The sequence below is a fragment of the Rhodanobacter soli genome, assembly GCF_039523495.1.
Classification (GTDB): Bacteria; Pseudomonadota; Gammaproteobacteria; order Xanthomonadales; family Rhodanobacteraceae; genus Rhodanobacter; species Rhodanobacter soli.
In genome coordinates this window covers 2,486,270-2,504,049 of the sequence record NZ_BAAAFK010000001.1, presented here as the reverse complement: position 1 = coordinate 2,504,049, position 17,780 = coordinate 2,486,270, and the positions used below count along the sequence as shown (strand labels likewise).

The following is a 17,780-nucleotide window of genomic DNA, read 5'->3' as shown; positions in this document are numbered from 1 at the left end:
CGACGCGACACCCCTGCCACAGCCCACCGCCGGACATGATCGAGACCGACCAGCTCACCCGATGCTATGGCAACCTGACTGCAGTGGACGCGCTGAGCATTCGTGTGGAGCCCGGCCAGGTGCTCGGTCTGCTCGGACCCAACGGTGCCGGCAAGTCCACCGCGATGCGCATGATCGCCGGGTTCCTGGTGCCCACGTCGGGCACCGCGCGAGTGTGCGGCCATGACGTCGGCCGCGAGCCGCTGAAGGCGAAGCGCGCGCTCGGCTACCTGCCCGAGGGCGCGCCGAGCTACGGCGAGATGACGGTGCGCGAGTTCCTGCAGTTCATCGTGCGCATGCGCGGGCTCAAGGCCGAAGCCGGCTACCGCCACTTCGACGCGGTGGTACAGCAGTTGCAGCTGGAGGAAGTGTTGGGGCTGTGCATCGACACGCTGTCGAAGGGCCTGCGCCGGCGCGTCGGGCTGGCCCAGGCGATCCTGCACGATCCACCGGTGCTGATGCTGGACGAACCCACGGACGGCCTCGATCCGAACCAGAAGCATGCGGTGCGCCAGCTGATCGACGTGATGGCGCGCGACCGCACGATCCTGATCTCCACTCATCTGCTGGAAGAGGTGCATGCGCTGTGCAACCGGGTGGTGATCATCGCCCGCGGCAAGCTGCTGGCGGATGCCACGCCGGCCGAGCTGGAGGCGCGTTCGCGTTATCACGGCGCGGTGTCGTTCAGCGCGCCCGGCAGCGGCATGTCGCAGGAGATGCTGGGCCGCCTGCCGCAGGTGGCGGCGATCGAAGTCGATCCGCTGGATGGCCGCATCACGGTGTTCCCGAAACCGGGTGCGCGGATCCTGGAACCGGTCGAGACGCTGTTGCGCGAGCAGGGGCTGGAGGTGTCGGAGATCCAGCTCGAGCGTGGCCGGCTGGACGAGGTGTTCCGTCAGATCACCACCGGTGGTGACGGCGATGTTGCCGGAGGCCGCGCATGAGTCCGGTCAACGCGGTGTTGCGGCGCGAGCTGCGCAGCTATTTCGTGACGCCGGTGGCGTACGTGTTCCTGGTGATCTTCCTGGTGCTGGCCGGGATCCTCACGTTCTACGCCGGCGACTTCTACGAGCGCGGTCAGGCCGACCTGCAACCGTTCTTCATGATGCATCCGTGGCTGTACCTGATCCTGGTGCCGGCCATCACCATGCGCATGTGGGCGGAGGAGGCCAAGGGCGGCACGCTGGAGCTGCTGCTGACGCTGCCGCTGACGTTGTGGCAGGCGATGTTGGGGAAGTTCTTCGCAGCGTGGCTGTTCATCGGGCTGGCGCTGGTACTGACGTTCCCGGTCTGGGTCACCGTCAATTATCTCGGCTCGCCGGACAATGGCGTGATCCTGGCCGGCTACCTGGGCAGCTGGCTGATGGCCGGCAGCTTCATCGCGATCGGTGCCTGCCTGTCGGCGTTGACCAGCAGCCAGGTGGTGGCGTTCATCCTCACCGCGCTGGTGTGCGTGCTGCTGATCCTGGTCGGCCAGCCGCAGGTGCTGGATTTCTTCTCGGGCACCTTGCCGCGCAAGCTGATCAACGCGGTGGCGCACTTGTCCATGCTGCGGCACTTCGAGGCGATCGCGCGCGGCGTGCTGGACATCCGCGACCTGACGTACTTCCTGCTCAGCACGATCGGCTGGCTGGTCGCCGGCGTGCTGCTGCTCGACCTGAAACGGACGCGTTGACGGCATGCCCCGCTCGCGCCTGCATCGCCTGTTCACCACGCCGCTGCAACTGACCCGGCGCGGTGTGTTGTATGGCGCGCTGGTGCTGCTGGTGCTGCTGTTCGTGCCGTTGATCGTGGCCAGCAGCCGCTGGTTGCATGCCGCGCGGGTCGACCTCACCACCGACAAGCTGTACACCCTGACGCCGGGCACGCTGCACATCGTCGATACGCTGCAGCGGCCGTTGCGGCTGACCCTATACTTCTCCGAGCATGCCACCCGCGACCTGCCGCAACTGCGCAGCTACGAACAGCGCGTGCGCGAGATGCTGCAGGAGATGGTGGCGCGCTCGCACGGGCATATCCGCCTGCAGATCATCGACCCGGTACCGTATTCCGACGACGAGGCCAGCGCCGAAGGCAATGGCCTGACCGCGGCGAACGGCGGCAGCAACGGCGAGCGGGTGTTCTTCGGCCTGGCCGGCAGCGCCATGTCCGGTGGCTTCGAGAACGAAGGCCCCGACGACCGCGTGCCGGAGAAGACGTTGGCGATCGCGTTCTTCGACCCGGCCCGCGAGGCCTTCCTGGAATACGACATCGCCAAGCTGCTGTACGAGTTGAACCAGGCCAGCAAGCCGCCGATCGGGGTGATCAGTGCGCTGCCGGTCGAAGGCAACCCGATGCTCGGGGAGCAGCCGTGGACGGTGCTGCAGCAGCTCGGCCAGCTGTTCGACGTGAAGACGCTGGAGGCGTCGACGCTGCGGAAGGTCGACGACAGCATCAAGGTGCTGTTGCTGATCCATCCCAAGCGGCTACCGCCCGACGCGCAGTACGCGATCGATCAGTACGTGCTGCGCGGCGGCCACCTGGCGGTGTTCGTCGATCCCGATGCGGAACTGGACGCCTCGCCGTACGGACCGGACAGCATCACCTTCCCCGATCACGGTTCGGACCTGCCGCGGCTGTTCAAAGCCTGGGGGGTGAGTTACGACCCGCACAAGGTGGTGCTGGACCGCGCGCGCGCGCTGCAGATCGAACTGGCCGGCAGCAGCCTCAACCATCCGGCGATGCTCGACCTGGGCGCGCAGGAACTGAACCGCAACGATGTGGTCACCGCCAGCCTGCAGCGGATCAACGTGTCCACCGCGGGCTACTTCGACCTGGCCGCGGACGCGCACACGCGGCTGATCCCGTTGCTGCAGAGCAGTGCCGAGGCCGAAGTGGTGCCGACCCAGCGGGTACTGGATGCAAGCAGCGATCCCACGACCCTGCTGCAGAGTTACAAGCCGGACAATGCACATTACGTGCTGGCGGCGCGCCTGCGCGGCACCTTCGAGAGCGCGTTCCCCGAGCGGGCCGGCGTGGCGGGTCATCGGGCCAGGTCGGCGCCGAATGCCGAGGTGATCCTGGTCGCCGACACCGACCTGCTCAGCGACCGGCTGTGGGTGGAGCCGCAGACCATCCTCGGCCAGACCATGATGCGGATCTTCGCCAACAACGGGGATTTCGTCACCAACCTGGTGGACAACCTCAGCGGTTCTTCGGCGCTGCTGTCGATCCGCGGCCGCTCCACCTCGCAGCGACCGTTCACGCGGGTGCAGGCGCTGCGCAATGTGGCCGACCAGAAATTCCTGCAGAAGGAGCAGGAGCTGGAGAAGGAGCTGGCCGACACCCGGCGCCGGCTGGACGAACTGCAGCCGGCCAAGGGTGCCCACGCCAGCACGGCCACCGCCGAACAACGCCGCGAGATCGAGCAGTTCCGCCAGCGCCAGCTGGCGATCAACAAGGAATTGCGCGACGTGCAGCACCAGCTCAACGCCGAGATCGACGCACTCGGCCTGCGCCTGAAGTTCATCAACATCGTGCTGGTGCCGGCGCTGGTGGTGCTGCTCGGCCTGCTGTACGGCTGGCGGCGCACCCGGTACAGCCGCCAGCGGCGTTGAGCAGGCTCTGAAGCGGCAATCTGTCGCAAGCCCGCGGCACCGCCGCGGCTGACTCTGCTGGCGCGCGGCATTATGCTGGGAGGTCGCCGGCCGTTGCCGGCGCAGACAGAAGTGCCGGTGCAGTGACCGCAACCTTGTTGAAATGGATCGTGCCGTGGGAGTTCTCGTGGGTCTTGCTCGCGTGCTTCGTGACGGCCAGCGTGCTGTACCTGCGCGGCAGCCGCCGCGTGTCGGTGAGCTTCGGCCGCAAGCTGGCGTTCTGGATCGGCATGGCGATCATCTACCTGTCGCTGCATACCTACCTGGATTACTACGCCGAGCATGAGTTCTTCATGCATCGCATCCAGCAGCTGCTGCTGCATCACCTGGCGCCGCTGCTGATCGTCACCGCGTATCCGGCCACGGTGCTGCGCGCCGGCCTGCCGCTGGCCTGGCGGGTACGCCTGCTGCGGCCGCTGCAGCGCTCGTGGCCGTGGCGGCTGACTGTCGGGGTGCTGTTGAATCCCGCTGTGGCGACGCTGCTGTTCATCGCCTTCATCCTGGTCTGGCTGATCCCGTCGATGCAGACGCTGGCGATGCTGGATTGGCGCATCTACCGCTTCATGAACTGGAGTATGTTGATCAGCGGCTTCGCCTACTGGTCGCTGGTGCTGGACCACCGGCCGCATCCGCCGGGGCGGATGACCGCCGGGCTGCGCGTGCTGTCGCCGGCGATCACGATGACGCCGCAGATCATCGCCGGCGCGATCGTCACGTTCTCCAAGACCGACCTGTACCCGATCTTCGAGATCTGTGGCCGCGCGTTCACCTTCAACGTGCTGACCGGGCAGTTGATCGGCGGCGTGATCATCTGGGTACCGTCGGCGCTGGTGGAAACGGTCGGCGGGCTGATGGCGTTGCGCATGTGGCTGCGGCTGTCGCGCAATGGCCGGTTGCCGCGCAAGCCGCTGCGTCGGCCCGTAGCCCGTCGCGCGGCCGATACGATCGTGCCGGACTGAGTTTCGCCGCGGGCTCAGTGGCCGTGCGGCATCGCGCCGTGGTCCATCGCCGGCGTCGCGTGGTCGGTGTGTTCGTCGCCGGCGTCCAGCGCATTCGCCGGGCGCGCGATGAAATCGGTGGCCAGTGTGCTGCCGTCGCCGAACTGCAGCGTCAGCGTGACGGTGTCGCCGGGTTTCACCGGCGCGTTCGGCTGCATCAGCATCAGGTGGTAGCCGGCGGGCGCCAGCTCCGCCTTGCCGTGCGGGGGCACGTTCAGCGCGTCGACCATCGTCATGCGGCTCATGCCGCCCGCACGTGAACTCTGGTGCAGCATCACTTCGGCGTACACCGTGCTGCCGGCGCCGCGTAACGCGACCGGCTGTCCGCCATCGTTTTCCAGCGTGACATAGGCGCCGGCTGGCAGCGTGCCGGGTAGCACGCGGATCCAGGCGTGGCTGGCGCGGATGTGGTCGGCGTCGGTGGCGTGGGCTCCGCTGGCCAGCAGCAGGCCGGACAGCAGCAACGACAGCGTGGATGACTTCATGGGGTGGTTCCGGTGTCGAGCAGCAGGTGCAGGTCGTGCACCAGGTCGTCCTGCGAGGCGGACGGCGTGGCCAGCACGCGGGCGCGGCCGTCGCGGTCGAATACGTAGATCGCCGAGCTGTGGCTGACTTCGTAGGCGCCGTCGGCCGAGCTGGGCTCGCGGGTGAAGGCGGAGCGGTAGCGCTTGCTCAGCGCTTCGACCGCGCGGGCGCTGCCGGTGAGGCCGACGGCGCGCGGGTCGAACGCGTTGACGTACGCGTGCATGATCGCCGGGGTGTCGCGCGCCGGGTCGACGCTGACGAACAGGATCCGCGCACCGTCGGCCAGCGGCCCCAGTCGCTGCATCACCACGTGCAACTGCGCCAGGGTCAGCGGGCAGACATCGGGGCAGTGGGTGTAGCCGAAGTACAACACCGTCACCTTGCCGCGGTAGTCGGCGCCGGTGACGGCCTTGCCGCTGTCGTCGGTGAGCTTGAAGTCGAGGTCGGGCATGTGCCCGCTGATGTTGGTCAGCCGGAACGGCAGCGGTTCACCGCGATGGCAGCCGCCCAGCAGCAGGCCGGTGGCAAGCAGCAGGAGCAGCAGGGTGGGGCGCAGCCAGTGGCGGGGCTTCATGCGAGAATCCTGGGTCTTCATCCGTTCAAGCATACGACACCGGCCGCATGGCCGGGTTTGCCAGTCCAGGGATACACGCACGATGCGACAACCTGTCAGTACCCGTATCGCCGTGCTGGTCGGCATCGCCGGCGCCAGCGCGGTGCTGCTGGGCGCGTTCGGCGCGCATGCGCTGCGCGGCGTGCTCGACGCCCGTGGCACCGAGTTGTGGCATACGGCGGTGAACTACCACGTGTGGCATGCGCTGGCGCTGGCCGTGGCGGTCGGACTCGGGCACGGCCGCAGCGGGCGCGTCGCGATGGTGGCGTTTGTCGTCGGCATCATGCTGTTCAGCGGCAGCCTGTACGCCTTGGCGCTGGGTGCGCCGCGCTGGGTCGGGGTCATCACGCCGTTCGGTGGGCTCGCCTTCGTTGCCGGCTGGCTCGCGCTCGGGTGGGCGTTGCGGGCACGCAACGAATAGTTCTTGCGGGTGTCATCCGGTGGTCATGGCCGGTTGCGATGGTGCTGGTATGAACACGCAGATCGCCCTTCATCATCGATCCCTTGCGGCGTGGTCACCCGGCCGCATGCCCCGCAGCCTGCCCGTCATCGTGGCGCTCGCGCTGTTGTCGGCGTGCCTGTTGTGGTGGTGCTGGCCGGTTGCCGATCGTGCGGCGGAAGCGCCTTCGATCCAGCCACTCGTTCATTGGCAGGATGCGGACCATGACTGGCTGCTGGTGGTCGACCCGGTGACCCGCGAGTTGGTGGTCTACGACGCCACCGACGGCCGCCCGCTGGAGCGGCTCGGCGCGGACGACGGCTTGCCGGACGTGCAGTCGATCGCGCAGCAGGGGTCGTGGTTGTTCGTGACGGGCCGGCAGTACCCGAAGGTACGCCTGCTGAAGTTGCCGGAGCTGCGGGCGGTGGCCGTGGGCGACCGCTAGAAACCGCCGGCCAGCGGCAGCGCCACGCGCAGCACCAGATCGGCGCAAAAGTGCGCCAGCATCGCGTGCTCCAGCCCGTACTTCCAGAACAGGCCGCCGAACACGACGGCGACGAGGGCATTCAACAGCACGATGCGCGCGATCAGCAATGGCGTGTCGGCAATCCCGGCCGCGATCGCGGCCGGCAGATGGCCGGCACCAAACAGCACGGCGGCCAGCACGATCGCCAGCACGAACATCCACGGTAGCGTCACGCGCCGGTTGCAGCGCGCCAGCAGCCACACCAGCGCGCTGACCAGCAGCAGCCGAGCCTGCACTTCTTCCACGATGCCGCCGTAGAACGAGGCGAGCGCACCACGCCATCCGAGCGTTCGGTGCGGTCATCGGTCATTTCTTCTCATGGGCGGATTCACCCGCGTCGTCGTCGAGCACGGGTTTGCCCGGGCTGGCCTTCAGCCGGCCGGCCTTGCGCAACGCCTCGCGCAGCACGTATTCGATCTGTGCGTTGACGCTGCGCAACTCGTCGTCCGACCAGCGCTGCATCGCGTCCAGCACGGTGGCGCTGATGCGTAGCGGGTAGGCTTTCTTCTCGCCGGCCATCGCGGCGCGTCAGTACAACGTGCCGGTATTCAGCACCGGCTGGGTGCCGCGTTCGCCGCACAGCACCACCAGCAGATTGCTGACCATTGCCGCCTTGCGCTCCTCGTCGAGGTTCACCACGCCGCGCTGGCTGAGCTGGTCCAGTGCCATCTCGACCATGCTCACCGCGCCTTCCACGATGCGCGTGCGGGCGGCGATGATCGCGCCGGCCTGCTGCCGCTGCAGCATCGCCTGGGCAATTTCCTGGGCGTAGGCGAGGTGGCTGATGCGCGCCTCGACCACCTGCACGCCGGCCTTGCCGAGGCGGGCCTGGATTTCGTCGCGCAGATGCGAGTTGATCACGTCGCCGTGGCTGCGCAGCGACGGCTTGCCGTCGTCGTGGGCGTCGTACGGATAGCTTTGCGCCATCTGCCGCAGCGCCGATTCGCTCTGGATGTGGACGTAGTTCTCGTAGTCGTCCACGCAGAACACCGCCTCGGCCGTGTCCAGCACCTGCCACACCACCACCGCGCCGATCTCGATCGGGTTGCCGTCGTTGTCATTGACCTTCAGCTTGCCGCTCTCGAAATTGCGCACGCGCAGCGAGATGCGCTGGCGGCTGTAGAACGGGTTGGTCCAGCGCAGGCCTTCCTTGCGCACGGTGCCGGCGTACTTGCCGAACAGTTGCAGCACCTGGCCCTCGTTCGGCGCGACCTGGAAAAAGCCCTTGAGCAGAAACCCGTCGATCGCCAGCAGCACCACGCCGGTAAATACCTGGAACAGCGGAGGAGCTTCCGGATGGCCGTGGATGGCGGATATCAGCAGTGCCGCGCCGATGCCGGCTAGCACAAGGCAAAACCCGATGAAAGGGATGCCTGCGACGGAAAAGCCATGGTGTTCGTTCATGTGTTGTCTCCCTGTGGTGCAATGATTAGATATCAAACTGATATCATGTTCAAGGGGGCGGTCGCGTGTCCCGCAGAAGCAACAGGCTGGGCCTGGCCTGGCCGCATACAATGCCGGTTTGACCGCACCGGAGACCCCGATGAAGCCATTCGGCACCCCCCATTCCGACCATGCGCTGCGCGTGCTGCTGCTGGGCGCCGGTGAGCTGGGCAAGGAGGTGGCGATCGAGTTGCAGCGCTATGCCGTGGAAGTGATCGCGGTGGATCGCTACGCGAATGCGCCGGCGATGCAGATCGCGCACCGCAGCCATGTGATCGACATGCTCGACGGCGCCGCCCTGCGCGCGGTGATCGAGCTGGAGAAGCCCGATCTGGTGGTGCCGGAGATCGAGGCGATCCACACGCCGACTCTGATCGCGCTGGAGAAGGAAGGGCAGCGGGTGATTCCGACCGCCCGCGCGGCGTGGCTGACGATGGATCGCGAAGGCATTCGCAGGCTGGCCGCCGAGGAATTGAAATTGCCGACCTCGCTATACCGCTTCTGCGACGACGAGGCGCAGTACCGCGAGGCGGTTGCCGCGATCGGCTACCCGTTCGTGATCAAGCCGGTGATGAGCTCCTCCGGCAAGGGCCAGAGCGTGGTGCGCGGCGCCGACGAACTGCAGCACGCGTGGGATTACGCGCAATCCGGCGGACGCGCCGGCAAGGGCCGGGTGATCGTCGAGGGTTTCGTCGACTTCGACTACGAGATCACCATGCTGACCGTGCGGCACGTCGATGGCGTGAGTTTCTGCGCGCCGATCGGCCACCGCCAGGAGGAGGGCGACTATCGCGAGTCGTGGCAGCCGCAGCCGATGAGCGATGCCGCGCTGGTCGAGGCGCAACGACAGGCCGCCGCGGTCACCGGCGCGCTCGGCGGCTGGGGCGTGTTCGGCGTGGAGTTCTTCGTGAAGGGCGACGCGGTGATCTTCTCCGAGGTCAGTCCGCGGCCGCACGACACCGGCCTGGTCACCCTGATCTCGCAGGAGTTCTCCGAGTTCGCCTTGCATGCGCGGGCGATCCTCGGCCTGCCGATTCCGGTGATCCACCAGTACGGGCCGTCGGCCTCGTGCGCGGTGCTGGTCGAGGGCGAGGGTGCGGGACCGCGCTACCACGGCGTCGCCGCGGCACTGGCCGAACCAGACACGCAGCTGCGCATCTTCGGCAAGCCCGAGGTGAAGGGGCGTCGACGCATGGCGGTGACGCTGGCGCGCGCCGAGTCGATCGAGGCGGCGGTGGGCAAGGCGGTGCGCGCGGCCGGGCATCTGCGCATCGAGTTGTGAGCGCCGGCGCCGCTCCGGTTCAATGCGATAGGCTTGCGTGATGCGGCTTCTGCAAACACGGCAGGTGGTCTGTCATGGCCGCTGACTGATAGAGGGTGACAGGATGGAATCGACGGGATTTGCGCACTGGCTGGTCGTGCTGGTCGAACTGGTCACAGCCTTTGCCCTGCTGTTGCTGGCACTGGCGGTGGTGGTGCTGGCGGTGACCTGGGTGGTCGATCGCAACCAGACCGGCAACGCGGTGCTGCGCAACTTCCCGGTGATCGGCCACTTCCGCTACTGGTTTCTGCACCTGGGCGAGTTCTTCCGCCAGTACCTGTATTCCAGCGATCGCGAGGAGATGCCGTTCAACCGCGCACAGCGCACCTGGGTCTATCGCGCCGCGAAGAACGTCGACAACACCAACGCGTTCGGCTCCAGCCGCGACCTGCGCGCCGAGGGCGTACCGTTCTTCGTCAACGCGCCGTTCCCCGACCTGGGCGTGGACCACGTCGAGCCGGTGCCGGTGACGATCGGCCCGTACGCGCGCGAGCCGTACAGCCACGCGGCGTTCTTCAACATCTCGGCGATGAGCTTCGGTGCGCTATCCGCGCCGGCGGTGCGCGCGCTGTCGCGCGGCGCGGCGAAGGCGGGCATCTGGATGGATACCGGCGAGGGCGGCCTGGCGCCGTATCACCTCGAAGGCGGCTGCGACATCATCTTCGAGATCGGCACTGCCAAGTACGGCGTGCGCACGCCGGAGGGCAAGCTCGACGACGACAAGCTGCTGGCGATCTGCGCGCACCCGCAGGTGAAGATGGTCAGCATCAAGCTCGGCCAGGGTGCCAAGCCGGGCATGGGCGGCCTGCTGCCGGGCGCGAAAGTCACCGCCGAGATCGCGGCGATCCGCGGCATTCCGGTCGGCGAGGATTCGCAAAGCCCGAACCGCCATCTCGACATCGGCAACGTGTCGCAGCTGATGGACAGCATCGGGCATATCCGCGAACTCACCGGCAAACCGGTCGGCTTCAAGGCGGTGCTGGGCGGGGTGGAATGGATCGGCGAACTGTGCGACGAGGTGTGGAAGCGGGGCATCGAGAGCGCGCCGGATTTCATCATCGTGGACGGTTCCGAGGGCGGCACCGGTGCGGCGCCGCAGACCCTGATGGAAGGCGTCGGCCTGCCGCTGCACGAGGCGCTGCCGGCGCTGCTCGACATGCTGATCGTCAAGGGCCTGCGCGAGCGCATCAAGGTGGTCTGCTCGGGCAAGTGCATCACCGCTTACGACGTGGCGTGGGCGTTGTCGATCGGCGCGGACTTCGTCAACTCCGCGCGCGGCTTCATGCTGGCGCTGGGCTGCATCCAGTCATTGCAGTGCAACCGCAATACGTGCCCTACCGGCATCACCACGCAAAACCCGAAACTGCAGCGCGGCCTGGTGGTCAGCGACAAGAGCGAACGGGTGTTCCACTACGCGAAGAACGTGATGCACGAAGTGGGCATCATCGCCCACAGCTGCGGGGTCAGCGAACCGCGCCAGCTCAACCGCGGGCATTGCCGCGTGGTCGGCGACGACGGGTTGTCGATCCCGCTGGAGAAGCTGTTTCCGTATCCGCAGGCGGCAAGGCGACAGGCCGGGGTCGACGCGTAGTTCAGGCCATCACCTGCCAGCCCCCGGCCGCGCGGATCTGCAGCGGCTTGAAGCGGCGCTTGTAGTCCATCTTCGGGTGACCGTCGATCCAGAAACCCAGGTACAGCCACGGCAGGCCGCGGCGGCGGGCCAGCGCCACTTGCTGCAGGATCGCGCAGGTGCCCAGGCTGCGCGCGGTTTCGTCCGGATCGTAGAACGTGTAGACGGCCGAGATTCCGTTGAGGCAGATGTCGGTGACCGCCACGGCGAGCAGGCGTTCGCCCAGACGCAGTTCCATGAACAGGGTGGGGCTCCACGGTGCGGTGAGGAAGCGGCGGAAATCGCTGGCTTCCGCATCGTCCATGCCGCCGCCGGCGTGGCGGCTTTGCAGGTAGCGTTCGTACAGCGCGTGGCGCTCGCGGTTGTAGCCGGGGATCGACTCGCTGACGGTGAGGTCGGCGTTGCGCTTCAGGCAGCGGCGCTGGGCCCGGTCCGGCTGGAAGTTCGCCACGTCGATGCGGCACGGCGTGCAGGCGTGGCAGTGCGCGCAGTTCGGGAAGTACAAATGGCCGCCGGCGCGACGGAAGCCGCGCTCCAGCGCCGGGCCGTACAACTGGTCGAGATTCGGCGCGGCCGGGTCCAGCACCAAGTTCTGCGCCGTGCGGTCGGCGTAGTAGCCGCACGCATGGGGCAGGGTCTGAAACAGACGGACTTGGTCGGAGCGGCGCATGAGTCGATTCTATGCTGCCGATCGCGGCGCCGCATCCGGCGCTTCAGATGATTCGCAGGTAACGCAGCATCGCCATCGCGAATACGCCCAGCACTGCCAGCAACATGATGCGGCGCACGCGGGCTACCGTGCGCGCGCGCCGGTCGGCCGGGGTGGGGTTGCGTTCGGCGGCCAGTTCCTCGCCGTGGCGGACCACCGGCTCGATGCCCAGGTCGAGCAGCAGCTTGCGCGCCTTGGTGTAGTCGTCGGCATGGGTGATCCACACTTGCGCCCAGCTGCTGCGGTCGTCCCGCCGCTGCGAATAGCTGAAACGCTGCCAGGTCGGGCGGTTGTAGTTGGACCGATTGGCCACGGTGGCTTCGATGCCGTGTTCGGCCATCAGGGCGACCACGGTGTCGATGTTTTCCTGGCGGGGTGAGGTATAGATCTGGCGCATGGGCGCAGTTTACGCGAACGGCCCGGCAACCGGCGTTCAGTCGCCGCGCACGCGGATCAGCCCTTCCTGTGCGCTGGAAGCGACCAGCCGGCCGTCGCGGCTGAAGATCTGCCCGCGCGCCAGGCCGCGGCCGCCCTGCGCAGTGGGGCTGTCGAACGAGTACAGCAGCCACTCGTCGACGCGGAACGGGCGGTGGAACCACAGCGCATGGTCGAGACTGGCCATCTGCACGTTGTGGGTGAGGTAGGAAATGCCGTGCGGCAGCGTGGCGGTGCCGATCAGGTGGAAATCCGAGGCGTAGGCGAGTAGCGCGCGGTGCAGGATCGCCGAGTCGTCGATCGGCGAGGTCAGCTTGAACCAGATGTGCTGGATCGGCGGACGCTTGGCCGGGTGGCGCTCGTCACGCGGCCACACTTGGCGGAATTCGAACGGGCCGTCGATGCCCAGCCAGCGTTGCAGCTTCACCGGCAGTCGCGCCAGCTCGTCCGGCGGCAGCGGGCGCAGCGGTTCCAGGTCCTCCGGCGCGGGCACCTCCGGCATCGAGGTCTGGTGTTCCACGCCGACTTCGGGCAGCTGGAACGAGACCGAGCCGTTCAGGATCGGCTGGCCGTGCTGGATCGCCAACACGCGCCGTGACGAAAACGTGCCGCCGTCGCGCGCGCGTTCCACGCTGTAGACGATCGGTGCGTCGATGTCGCCGGCACGCAGGAAGTAGGCATGCAGCGAGTGCGCCTCGCGCGCCGGATCGACCGTCTGCTGCGCCGCCGCCAGCGCCTGCCCCAGGACCTGCCCGCCGAACACGAAACGGGTGCCGATGTCACGGCTCTGGCCGCGGAACAGGTTGTCCTCCAGCCGTTCCAGTTGCAGCAGCTCGACCAGTTCGGTGACGTGGTTTGGCGACATGTGGGCGGCTCGTGGCGGTGGCGAAGCCGCGATTATAGTGGCCCCCGGGCGGAATCCAGGGGCGCGCCGATCCGCAGCAGTCCGCTGTCTTGCAGCACCTCGGCCCATGGAAACAGCGGGCCGGGGTCGAGCTTGCGGCGGATTTCCAGCGAGGCGTCGTCGCTGGCCGGCATCCGCGCGGTGTCCAGATCCTCGTGGCCGGCGATATGGCGCAGCTTCGGAAATTCCACGCGCAACTGCGCCAGCAGGGCATTCAGTGCGGCGATCTGGGCCTCGCTGTACGGTTCGGTCATCTGCTGGTGGCGCGAATCCCACCAGTGCGGATAGCGGCCAAGATTAACCAGCTCGATGCCGATCGAGTTCGGGTTGTGGCCGCGCACGTGATTCGCCACGCGGGTGCCGGGTACGTAGCGGTATACCGCGCCGTCGCGGTCCACGTAGTAATGGCCGCTGTTGCCGGAGCCGCTGGTATGCAGCACTTTCTCGCCGTACTCGCGCGCCGTGGCCAGGTCCGGCAGCTCGGTGCAGTGGATCACCACCAGCTCGACCGCATCGACCGGGCGCTCGGGCAGGATGTCGACGTAAGGCAGCGGCTGCTCGTGGATGCTCGGGCTCATGCGCCGCAGTTTCGCATGCGGCAAGGCCGCGCGGAAACGCCGCCTGTTACCATGCGCGCCTTGCTTCCAGCAGTTTCATGGAGACGCGCCATGCGCGGCCAGATCATTCTTTCGCACGGCTCGGACTCCAGTCCGGATGCCACCAAGGTCAGCGCGCTGGCCGCACTGGCCGAATCGCTGGGCCGGCGCACGCAGCGCCCGGACTACGGCAGCGACGACGCGCGCGGCCACGCCGGTTCGGTGGCGCCGCGGATCGCCCGCTTGCGCGCCACCATCGAGGCGCTGGACGCGCCACCGCTGCTGGTCGGCTCCAGCATGGGCGCGTTCGTCTCCGGCCTGGTCTCGCTCGACGTGCCGGTGGCCGGCCTGCTGCTGCTGGCCACGCCGAGCGAAATCCCCGGCTATGCGCGCAAGTTCGACCTGCGCCCGGCTGTGCCCACGCTGCTGATCCACGGCTGGCGCGACGAGGTCTGCCCGTTGGCGGGCGTGCAGGCGTTCGCGGCCCGGCGCCGCTTGCCGCTGCTGGTGCTGGACGACGACCATCGGCTGGGTGCCAGCATGGACGCGATCGCCGCGCAGTTCCGGCTGATGCTGGACCAGCTGGCGAGCGCCGCATGAGTCACTACTTCGCCACCTGCCCGAAAGGCATGGAATACCTGCTGCGCGACGAACTGGTCGCGATCGGCGCCAGCGACGTGCGCGAGGCGCTGGCCGGTGCGCATTTCTCCGGCACGCTGGAGACGGCGTACAAAGCCTGCCTGTGGTCGCGCCTGGCCAGCCGCATCCTGCTGCCGCTGGCCGAGTTCGACGCGGCCGACGACGACGCGCTGTATCGCGGTGTGCAGGATATCGACTGGAGCCAGCACCTGGCCGCGCACGCGACCTTCGCGGTGGATGCGGGCACCGCATTGAGCAAGCTCACCCACAGCCAGTTCATCGGCCTGCGCACCAAGGACGCGGTGGTCGATCAGTTCCGCCAACGCGATGGCTCGCGTCCCGGCATCGACACCGACGAACCCGACATCCGCATCAACGTCCGTGTGCGCCGCGACCGCGCCACACTGTCGCTGGACCTGGCCGGCTCGCCGCTGCATCGGCGCGGCTGGCGTGAAGAGCAGGGTGAGGCGCCGCTGAAGGAGAACCTCGCCGCCGCGATGTTGTTGCGAGCGCGCTGGCCCGAGGTGTACGCGGCCGGCGGTGCCTTGCTCGATCCGATGTGCGGCTCCGGCACCTTGCTGGTCGAGGGTGCGCTGATGGCGGCCGACGTGGCCCCGGGCTTGCGTCGCGAATATTTCGGTTTCCTCGGCTGGCAGCAGCACGACATCGCGCTGTGGCGCGGCCTGCTGGACGAGGCGAAGCAGCGCGCCGAAACAGGCCTGCGTGGCCTGCGCAGCGTGTTCTTCGGCAGCGATGTCGATCCGCGCATGGTGCAGGTATCCAAACGCAACGCACAGGCCGCCGGTGTAGCGGGCTTCTTCACCCTGGAAAAGCAGGACGTGGTGCATGCGGCGCCACCGCCGGGTATCGATTACGGCCTGGTCATCACCAACCCGCCGTACGGCGAGCGGCTCGGCGATCGCGCCGAGATGCCGAAGTTGTACCGCGCACTGGGCGACACCTTGCGCAACCGCTTCACCGGTTGGCGCGCCGCGGTGCTGGCCGGCGAGGCGGAGCTGGGCCGGATGATGCAGCTGCACGCGGACAAGCGTTACACGCTGTACAACGGTGCGTTGGAAACCGTGTTGCTGACCTTCGACCTGAAGCCACGCGACGAGAAGCCGCGCGAACCGAAGCCGCTGTCGGCCGGCGCGCAGATGCTGAAGAACCGGCTGGAAAAGAACGTCAAGCATCTGCGCAAGCGGCTGGCGCGCGAAGGCATCCATTGCTGGCGTGCGTACGACCAGGACCTGCCCGAATACGCCGCGGCGATCGACGTCTACGGCGACACCAGCGGCGACGAGCATCTGCATATCCAGGAGTACCGTGCGCCGGCCGATGTGCCGCCCGACGTAGCCCGTCTGCGCCTGCGCGAGATCGCCCGCGTCGCCGGCGAGGTGCTCGGCGTGCCGCGCGAGCGCATCGCGCTGAAGACCCGCGAGCGCGGCAAGGGCGGTTCCAAGTACGGCCAGCTCGATCAGCGCAACGAGTTCATCGAAGTGGAGGAGGGCGGCCTGAAGTTCCTGGTCAACCTCACCGATTACCTGGACACCGGGCTGTTCCTCGACCATCGGCTGGTGCGCGCGAAAGTGCGCGAGCTGGCCGAGGGGCGCTGCTTCCTCAACCTGTTTGCCTACACCGCCACCGCCAGCGTGCACGCGGCGGCCGGCGGCGCGCTGGAAACCACCAGCGTGGATCTGTCCGCCACCTATCTGGAATGGGCTTCGCGCAATCTCGCGTTGAACGGCTTCAGCGGCGCTGGCCATCGCTTGATGCAGTTCGACGCACTGGAATTCCTGCAGCGCGACCGCGGCCATTACGGCTTGATCTTCGTCGACCCGCCCACGTTCTCCAACTCCAAGCGCGCCGAGGATTTCGACGTGCAGCGCGACCACGTGAAGCTGCTAGAGGCTTGCAACGAGCGGCTGACCCGCGACGGCGTGATCGTTTTTTCCAACAATTTCCGCCGCTTCAAGCTGGATCGCGAGGCGCTGGCGCAGCACTTCGAGATCGAGGACTGGACCACGCCCAGCATCCCGTTCGACTTCGCCCGCCGCGCCGACATCCACGGCTGCTGGCTGTTGCGCCGGCGCAAGGCTGACCCGGGGATCAACCCGTGGGATACGGCGCGCATCAAAAGGTGAACCCTTCAGTTCACATTAAGCGTGATCCGACGAGCATCCGCCCTGTACAAGGGAGAACGATCATGACCCAACGTTTCAGCGGTGCAGGCAAGCTGGCAGCCATCGGTCTGGCAGTCGCGGCGGCAGTGGTGATGCCACTGAGCGCGTCTGCGCGTGGTCATGGCTACCATGGCGGTGGCTACTATGGCGGCGGCCACTATGGCGGTTATCACGGCGGTTACTACGGCGGCCATGGCGGCCACTGGAGCGGCGGTCGCTGGATCGCCGGTGCGATCGTCACCGGTGCGGTGATCGGCCTGGTCGACAACGCGCTGCGCCCGGCGCCGGTGTACTACGGTGCGCCGGTTGTCTACGGCCCGCCGCGCACGGTGATCTACGAGAATGCCCCGGTGGTGCGTCGTCGCGTGGTCGAGACCCGTACGGTCGTGTACGACGACCCGTACCAGACGCGCTACATTCGTGACGATGGCTACGATTACGACGACGGCGATTGAGCCCGGCGGTCGCGCCACCACATCCGATACGAAGGGTCCGGCATGCCGGACCCTTCGTTTTTCAGCGCAAGCTGACGTTGCATCCGTTCAATGGGCAGGCATGGTCGTCGGCTGCTCCGCGCCGCTGCCATGACGCATGGCGCGGGCACTGAGCTGGTCGAAGCGCTCCTTGTCGATCTTGCTGACCGACTGGATCGCGCACGGTGGCTGGGAGCGTGAGTGCACGGTCTCGCCCACCTCGCCGCAGATGCGGCTGCGGTTGACGACGGTATTGGATGGGTTGGCGCGGAAGATCAGCCCGGGCGGCGGAGTGCCCAGTCGCGGACAGTCGTTCTGCAACGCCACCAGGTAACGCTTCGGACCGGTGCGTACGATCGCGGTGCGGGCGTCCACGATGTGCCATTCGTTGATCTGGGTGGTGTCGATGCAATCACCTGCAGGCAGCGGTGATCGGGCGGGCGCCGTCTCGGCGGCCTGCGCAGCACCGACGCCTACGGTGATAGCGAGCAGCAGGGTAGGGAGGATCGTTTTCATGGGCGTTACCTCGTCTGTTTCGGGTAATACACATATTGTGAATTCAGTCACGCGAACTGCATGCCGGCCCGCATTCGCGCGGGCACGGTGGAAGGGCGCTGCAAAGTATCTGCCATCTTCGTATCACAATAAGTGAACGGTTGACGCGGCATGCTC

Annotated in this window: 20 protein-coding genes and 1 pseudogene; 11 read left to right on the top strand and 10 right to left on the bottom strand. The window is 67.4% G+C overall.

The window, feature by feature from the left end:
• Window positions 1–35: 35 nt before the first annotated feature.
• From ABD024_RS11475 to ABD024_RS11460, 4 genes are all read left to right on the top strand, one after another.
• Window positions 36–983 carry an ATP-binding cassette domain-containing protein gene (locus tag ABD024_RS11475; RefSeq protein WP_343852701.1) on the top strand — a complete coding sequence of 316 codons (948 nt, stop codon included), beginning with the start codon at window positions 36–38 and terminating at the stop codon, window positions 981–983.
• Entirely contained in the window at window positions 980–1,714 is a 735-nt protein-coding gene (locus tag ABD024_RS11470; protein ID WP_343852699.1) for an ABC transporter permease subunit, read from the top strand. The genes ABD024_RS11475 and ABD024_RS11470 overlap by 4 nt, the downstream gene beginning before the upstream one ends.
• A 4-nt stretch (window positions 1,715–1,718) precedes the next feature.
• Entirely contained in the window at window positions 1,719–3,635 is a 1,917-nt protein-coding gene (locus tag ABD024_RS11465) for a Gldg family protein (RefSeq protein ID WP_343852697.1), read from the top strand.
• A gap of 122 nt (window positions 3,636–3,757) precedes the next feature.
• A complete protein-coding gene (locus ABD024_RS11460; RefSeq protein WP_343852695.1) occupies window positions 3,758–4,633 on the top strand; it encodes a cytochrome c oxidase assembly protein in 876 nt (291 codons plus the stop codon).
• Window positions 4,634–4,647: 14 nt separating this feature from the next.
• On the opposite strand, the gene ABD024_RS11455 is transcribed toward ABD024_RS11460, so the two are convergent.
• On the bottom strand, window positions 4,648–5,157 hold the full coding sequence (locus ABD024_RS11455) for a copper chaperone PCu(A)C (protein ID WP_343852693.1): 510 nt from the start codon (window positions 5,155–5,157) through the stop codon (window positions 4,648–4,650).
• Complete coding sequence (locus tag ABD024_RS11450; RefSeq protein ID WP_343852691.1) at window positions 5,154–5,771, bottom strand: SCO family protein; 618 nt, start codon at window positions 5,769–5,771, stop codon at window positions 5,154–5,156. The genes ABD024_RS11455 and ABD024_RS11450 overlap by 4 nt, the downstream gene beginning before the upstream one ends.
• 82 nt (window positions 5,772–5,853) lie before the next feature.
• On the opposite strand from ABD024_RS11450, the gene ABD024_RS11445 reads away from it, so the two are divergent.
• Entirely contained in the window at window positions 5,854–6,231 is a 378-nt protein-coding gene (locus ABD024_RS11445; RefSeq protein WP_343852689.1) for a DUF423 domain-containing protein, read from the top strand.
• Between the two features lie 49 nt (window positions 6,232–6,280).
• Complete coding sequence (locus ABD024_RS11440) at window positions 6,281–6,694, top strand: hypothetical protein (RefSeq protein WP_343852687.1); 414 nt, start codon at window positions 6,281–6,283, stop codon at window positions 6,692–6,694.
• On the opposite strand, the pseudogene ABD024_RS11435 reads toward ABD024_RS11440, so the two are convergent.
• The 3 genes and pseudogenes from ABD024_RS11435 to ABD024_RS11425 all read right to left on the bottom strand — a co-directional run.
• Window positions 6,691–7,044 (bottom strand): annotated as a pseudogene (locus ABD024_RS11435) (CPBP family glutamic-type intramembrane protease); the annotation flags it as partial. The gene ABD024_RS11440 and the pseudogene ABD024_RS11435 sit on opposite strands and share 4 nt — an antisense overlap.
• A gap of 37 nt (window positions 7,045–7,081) precedes the next feature.
• Window positions 7,082–7,294: a type II toxin-antitoxin system antitoxin gene (locus ABD024_RS11430; protein ID WP_343852685.1), complete on the bottom strand. Its 213-nt coding sequence runs from the start codon at window positions 7,292–7,294 to the stop codon at window positions 7,082–7,084.
• Between the two features lie 9 nt (window positions 7,295–7,303).
• Entirely contained in the window at window positions 7,304–8,179 is an 876-nt protein-coding gene (locus ABD024_RS11425) for an SPFH domain-containing protein (RefSeq protein ID WP_343852683.1), read from the bottom strand.
• A gap of 139 nt (window positions 8,180–8,318) precedes the next feature.
• On the opposite strand from ABD024_RS11425, the gene purT reads away from it, so the two are divergent.
• Window positions 8,319–9,500, top strand: coding sequence for a formate-dependent phosphoribosylglycinamide formyltransferase (gene purT / locus ABD024_RS11420; protein WP_343852681.1), 1,182 nt, complete (start codon window positions 8,319–8,321; stop codon window positions 9,498–9,500).
• A gap of 103 nt (window positions 9,501–9,603) precedes the next feature.
• Window positions 9,604–11,130, top strand: coding sequence for an FMN-binding glutamate synthase family protein (locus ABD024_RS11415; RefSeq protein ID WP_343852679.1), 1,527 nt, complete (start codon window positions 9,604–9,606; stop codon window positions 11,128–11,130).
• Window position 11,131: 1 nt separating this feature from the next.
• Here ABD024_RS11415 and ABD024_RS11410 read toward each other — a convergent pair whose 3' ends face one another.
• Genes ABD024_RS11410 through ABD024_RS11395 form a run of 4 tightly spaced genes read right to left on the bottom strand, consistent with a single transcriptional unit; the run spans window position 11,132 to window position 13,795 of the window.
• Window positions 11,132–11,839, bottom strand: a complete 708-nt coding sequence (locus ABD024_RS11410) for an arginyltransferase (RefSeq protein ID WP_343852677.1) — start codon at window positions 11,837–11,839, stop codon at window positions 11,132–11,134.
• A 43-nt stretch (window positions 11,840–11,882) separates the two neighbouring features.
• The gene (locus tag ABD024_RS11405) at window positions 11,883–12,275 is read right to left on the bottom strand and encodes a hypothetical protein (RefSeq protein WP_343852675.1); all 393 of its coding nucleotides are present in this window, start codon (window positions 12,273–12,275) and stop codon (window positions 11,883–11,885) included.
• Between the two features lie 36 nt (window positions 12,276–12,311).
• Window positions 12,312–13,178, bottom strand: coding sequence for an acyl-CoA thioesterase (locus ABD024_RS11400; protein WP_343852673.1), 867 nt, complete (start codon window positions 13,176–13,178; stop codon window positions 12,312–12,314).
• A 32-nt stretch (window positions 13,179–13,210) separates the two neighbouring features.
• Entirely contained in the window at window positions 13,211–13,795 is a 585-nt protein-coding gene (locus ABD024_RS11395; protein ID WP_343852671.1) for an N-acetylmuramoyl-L-alanine amidase, read from the bottom strand.
• Between the two features lie 90 nt (window positions 13,796–13,885).
• Between ABD024_RS11395 and ABD024_RS11390 the strand changes: the two genes are divergently transcribed.
• The 3 genes from ABD024_RS11390 (at window position 13,886) to ABD024_RS11380 (ending at window position 17,090) form a co-directional block, all read left to right on the top strand.
• A complete protein-coding gene (locus ABD024_RS11390; RefSeq protein WP_343852669.1) occupies window positions 13,886–14,413 on the top strand; it encodes an alpha/beta fold hydrolase in 528 nt (175 codons plus the stop codon).
• Window positions 14,410–16,596, top strand: coding sequence for a bifunctional 23S rRNA (guanine(2069)-N(7))-methyltransferase RlmK/23S rRNA (guanine(2445)-N(2))-methyltransferase RlmL (gene rlmKL, locus ABD024_RS11385; protein WP_343852667.1), 2,187 nt, complete (start codon window positions 14,410–14,412; stop codon window positions 16,594–16,596). Before ABD024_RS11390 ends, rlmKL begins: the two co-directional genes overlap by 4 nt.
• A gap of 62 nt (window positions 16,597–16,658) precedes the next feature.
• Entirely contained in the window at window positions 16,659–17,090 is a 432-nt protein-coding gene (locus ABD024_RS11380; protein WP_343852665.1) for a hypothetical protein, read from the top strand.
• 87 nt (window positions 17,091–17,177) lie between these two features.
• Here the strand turns inward: ABD024_RS11380 and ABD024_RS11375 are convergent, their stop codons facing one another.
• Window positions 17,178–17,624 (bottom strand): DUF6491 family protein, encoded by a 447-nt coding sequence (locus ABD024_RS11375; protein ID WP_343852663.1) that lies wholly within the window; start codon window positions 17,622–17,624, stop codon window positions 17,178–17,180.
• Between the last annotated feature and the right edge of the window lie 156 nt (window positions 17,625–17,780).

Coding starts and splice junctions, on each gene's coding strand:
- ABD024_RS11475 (WP_343852701.1), top strand. CDS start 36: ATGATCGAGACCGACCAGCTCACCCGATGCTATGGCAACCTGACTGCA.
- ABD024_RS11470 (WP_343852699.1), top strand. CDS start 980: ATGAGTCCGGTCAACGCGGTGTTGCGGCGCGAGCTGCGCAGCTATTTC.
- ABD024_RS11465 (WP_343852697.1), top strand. CDS start 1,719: ATGCCCCGCTCGCGCCTGCATCGCCTGTTCACCACGCCGCTGCAACTG.
- ABD024_RS11455 (WP_343852693.1), bottom strand. CDS start 5,157: ATGAAGTCATCCACGCTGTCGTTGCTGCTGTCCGGCCTGCTGCTGGCC.
- ABD024_RS11450 (WP_343852691.1), bottom strand. CDS start 5,771: ATGAAGCCCCGCCACTGGCTGCGCCCCACCCTGCTGCTCCTGCTGCTT.
- ABD024_RS11445 (WP_343852689.1), top strand. CDS start 5,854: ATGCGACAACCTGTCAGTACCCGTATCGCCGTGCTGGTCGGCATCGCC.
- ABD024_RS11440 (WP_343852687.1), top strand. CDS start 6,281: ATGAACACGCAGATCGCCCTTCATCATCGATCCCTTGCGGCGTGGTCA.
- ABD024_RS11430 (WP_343852685.1), bottom strand. CDS start 7,294: ATGGCCGGCGAGAAGAAAGCCTACCCGCTACGCATCAGCGCCACCGTG.
- ABD024_RS11425 (WP_343852683.1), bottom strand. CDS start 8,179: ATGAACGAACACCATGGCTTTTCCGTCGCAGGCATCCCTTTCATCGGG.
- purT (WP_343852681.1), top strand. CDS start 8,319: ATGAAGCCATTCGGCACCCCCCATTCCGACCATGCGCTGCGCGTGCTG.
- ABD024_RS11415 (WP_343852679.1), top strand. CDS start 9,604: ATGGAATCGACGGGATTTGCGCACTGGCTGGTCGTGCTGGTCGAACTG.
- ABD024_RS11410 (WP_343852677.1), bottom strand. CDS start 11,839: ATGCGCCGCTCCGACCAAGTCCGTCTGTTTCAGACCCTGCCCCATGCG.
- ABD024_RS11405 (WP_343852675.1), bottom strand. CDS start 12,275: ATGCGCCAGATCTATACCTCACCCCGCCAGGAAAACATCGACACCGTG.
- ABD024_RS11400 (WP_343852673.1), bottom strand. CDS start 13,178: ATGTCGCCAAACCACGTCACCGAACTGGTCGAGCTGCTGCAACTGGAA.
- ABD024_RS11395 (WP_343852671.1), bottom strand. CDS start 13,795: ATGAGCCCGAGCATCCACGAGCAGCCGCTGCCTTACGTCGACATCCTG.
- ABD024_RS11390 (WP_343852669.1), top strand. CDS start 13,886: ATGCGCGGCCAGATCATTCTTTCGCACGGCTCGGACTCCAGTCCGGAT.
- rlmKL (WP_343852667.1), top strand. CDS start 14,410: ATGAGTCACTACTTCGCCACCTGCCCGAAAGGCATGGAATACCTGCTG.
- ABD024_RS11380 (WP_343852665.1), top strand. CDS start 16,659: ATGACCCAACGTTTCAGCGGTGCAGGCAAGCTGGCAGCCATCGGTCTG.
- ABD024_RS11375 (WP_343852663.1), bottom strand. CDS start 17,624: ATGAAAACGATCCTCCCTACCCTGCTGCTCGCTATCACCGTAGGCGTC.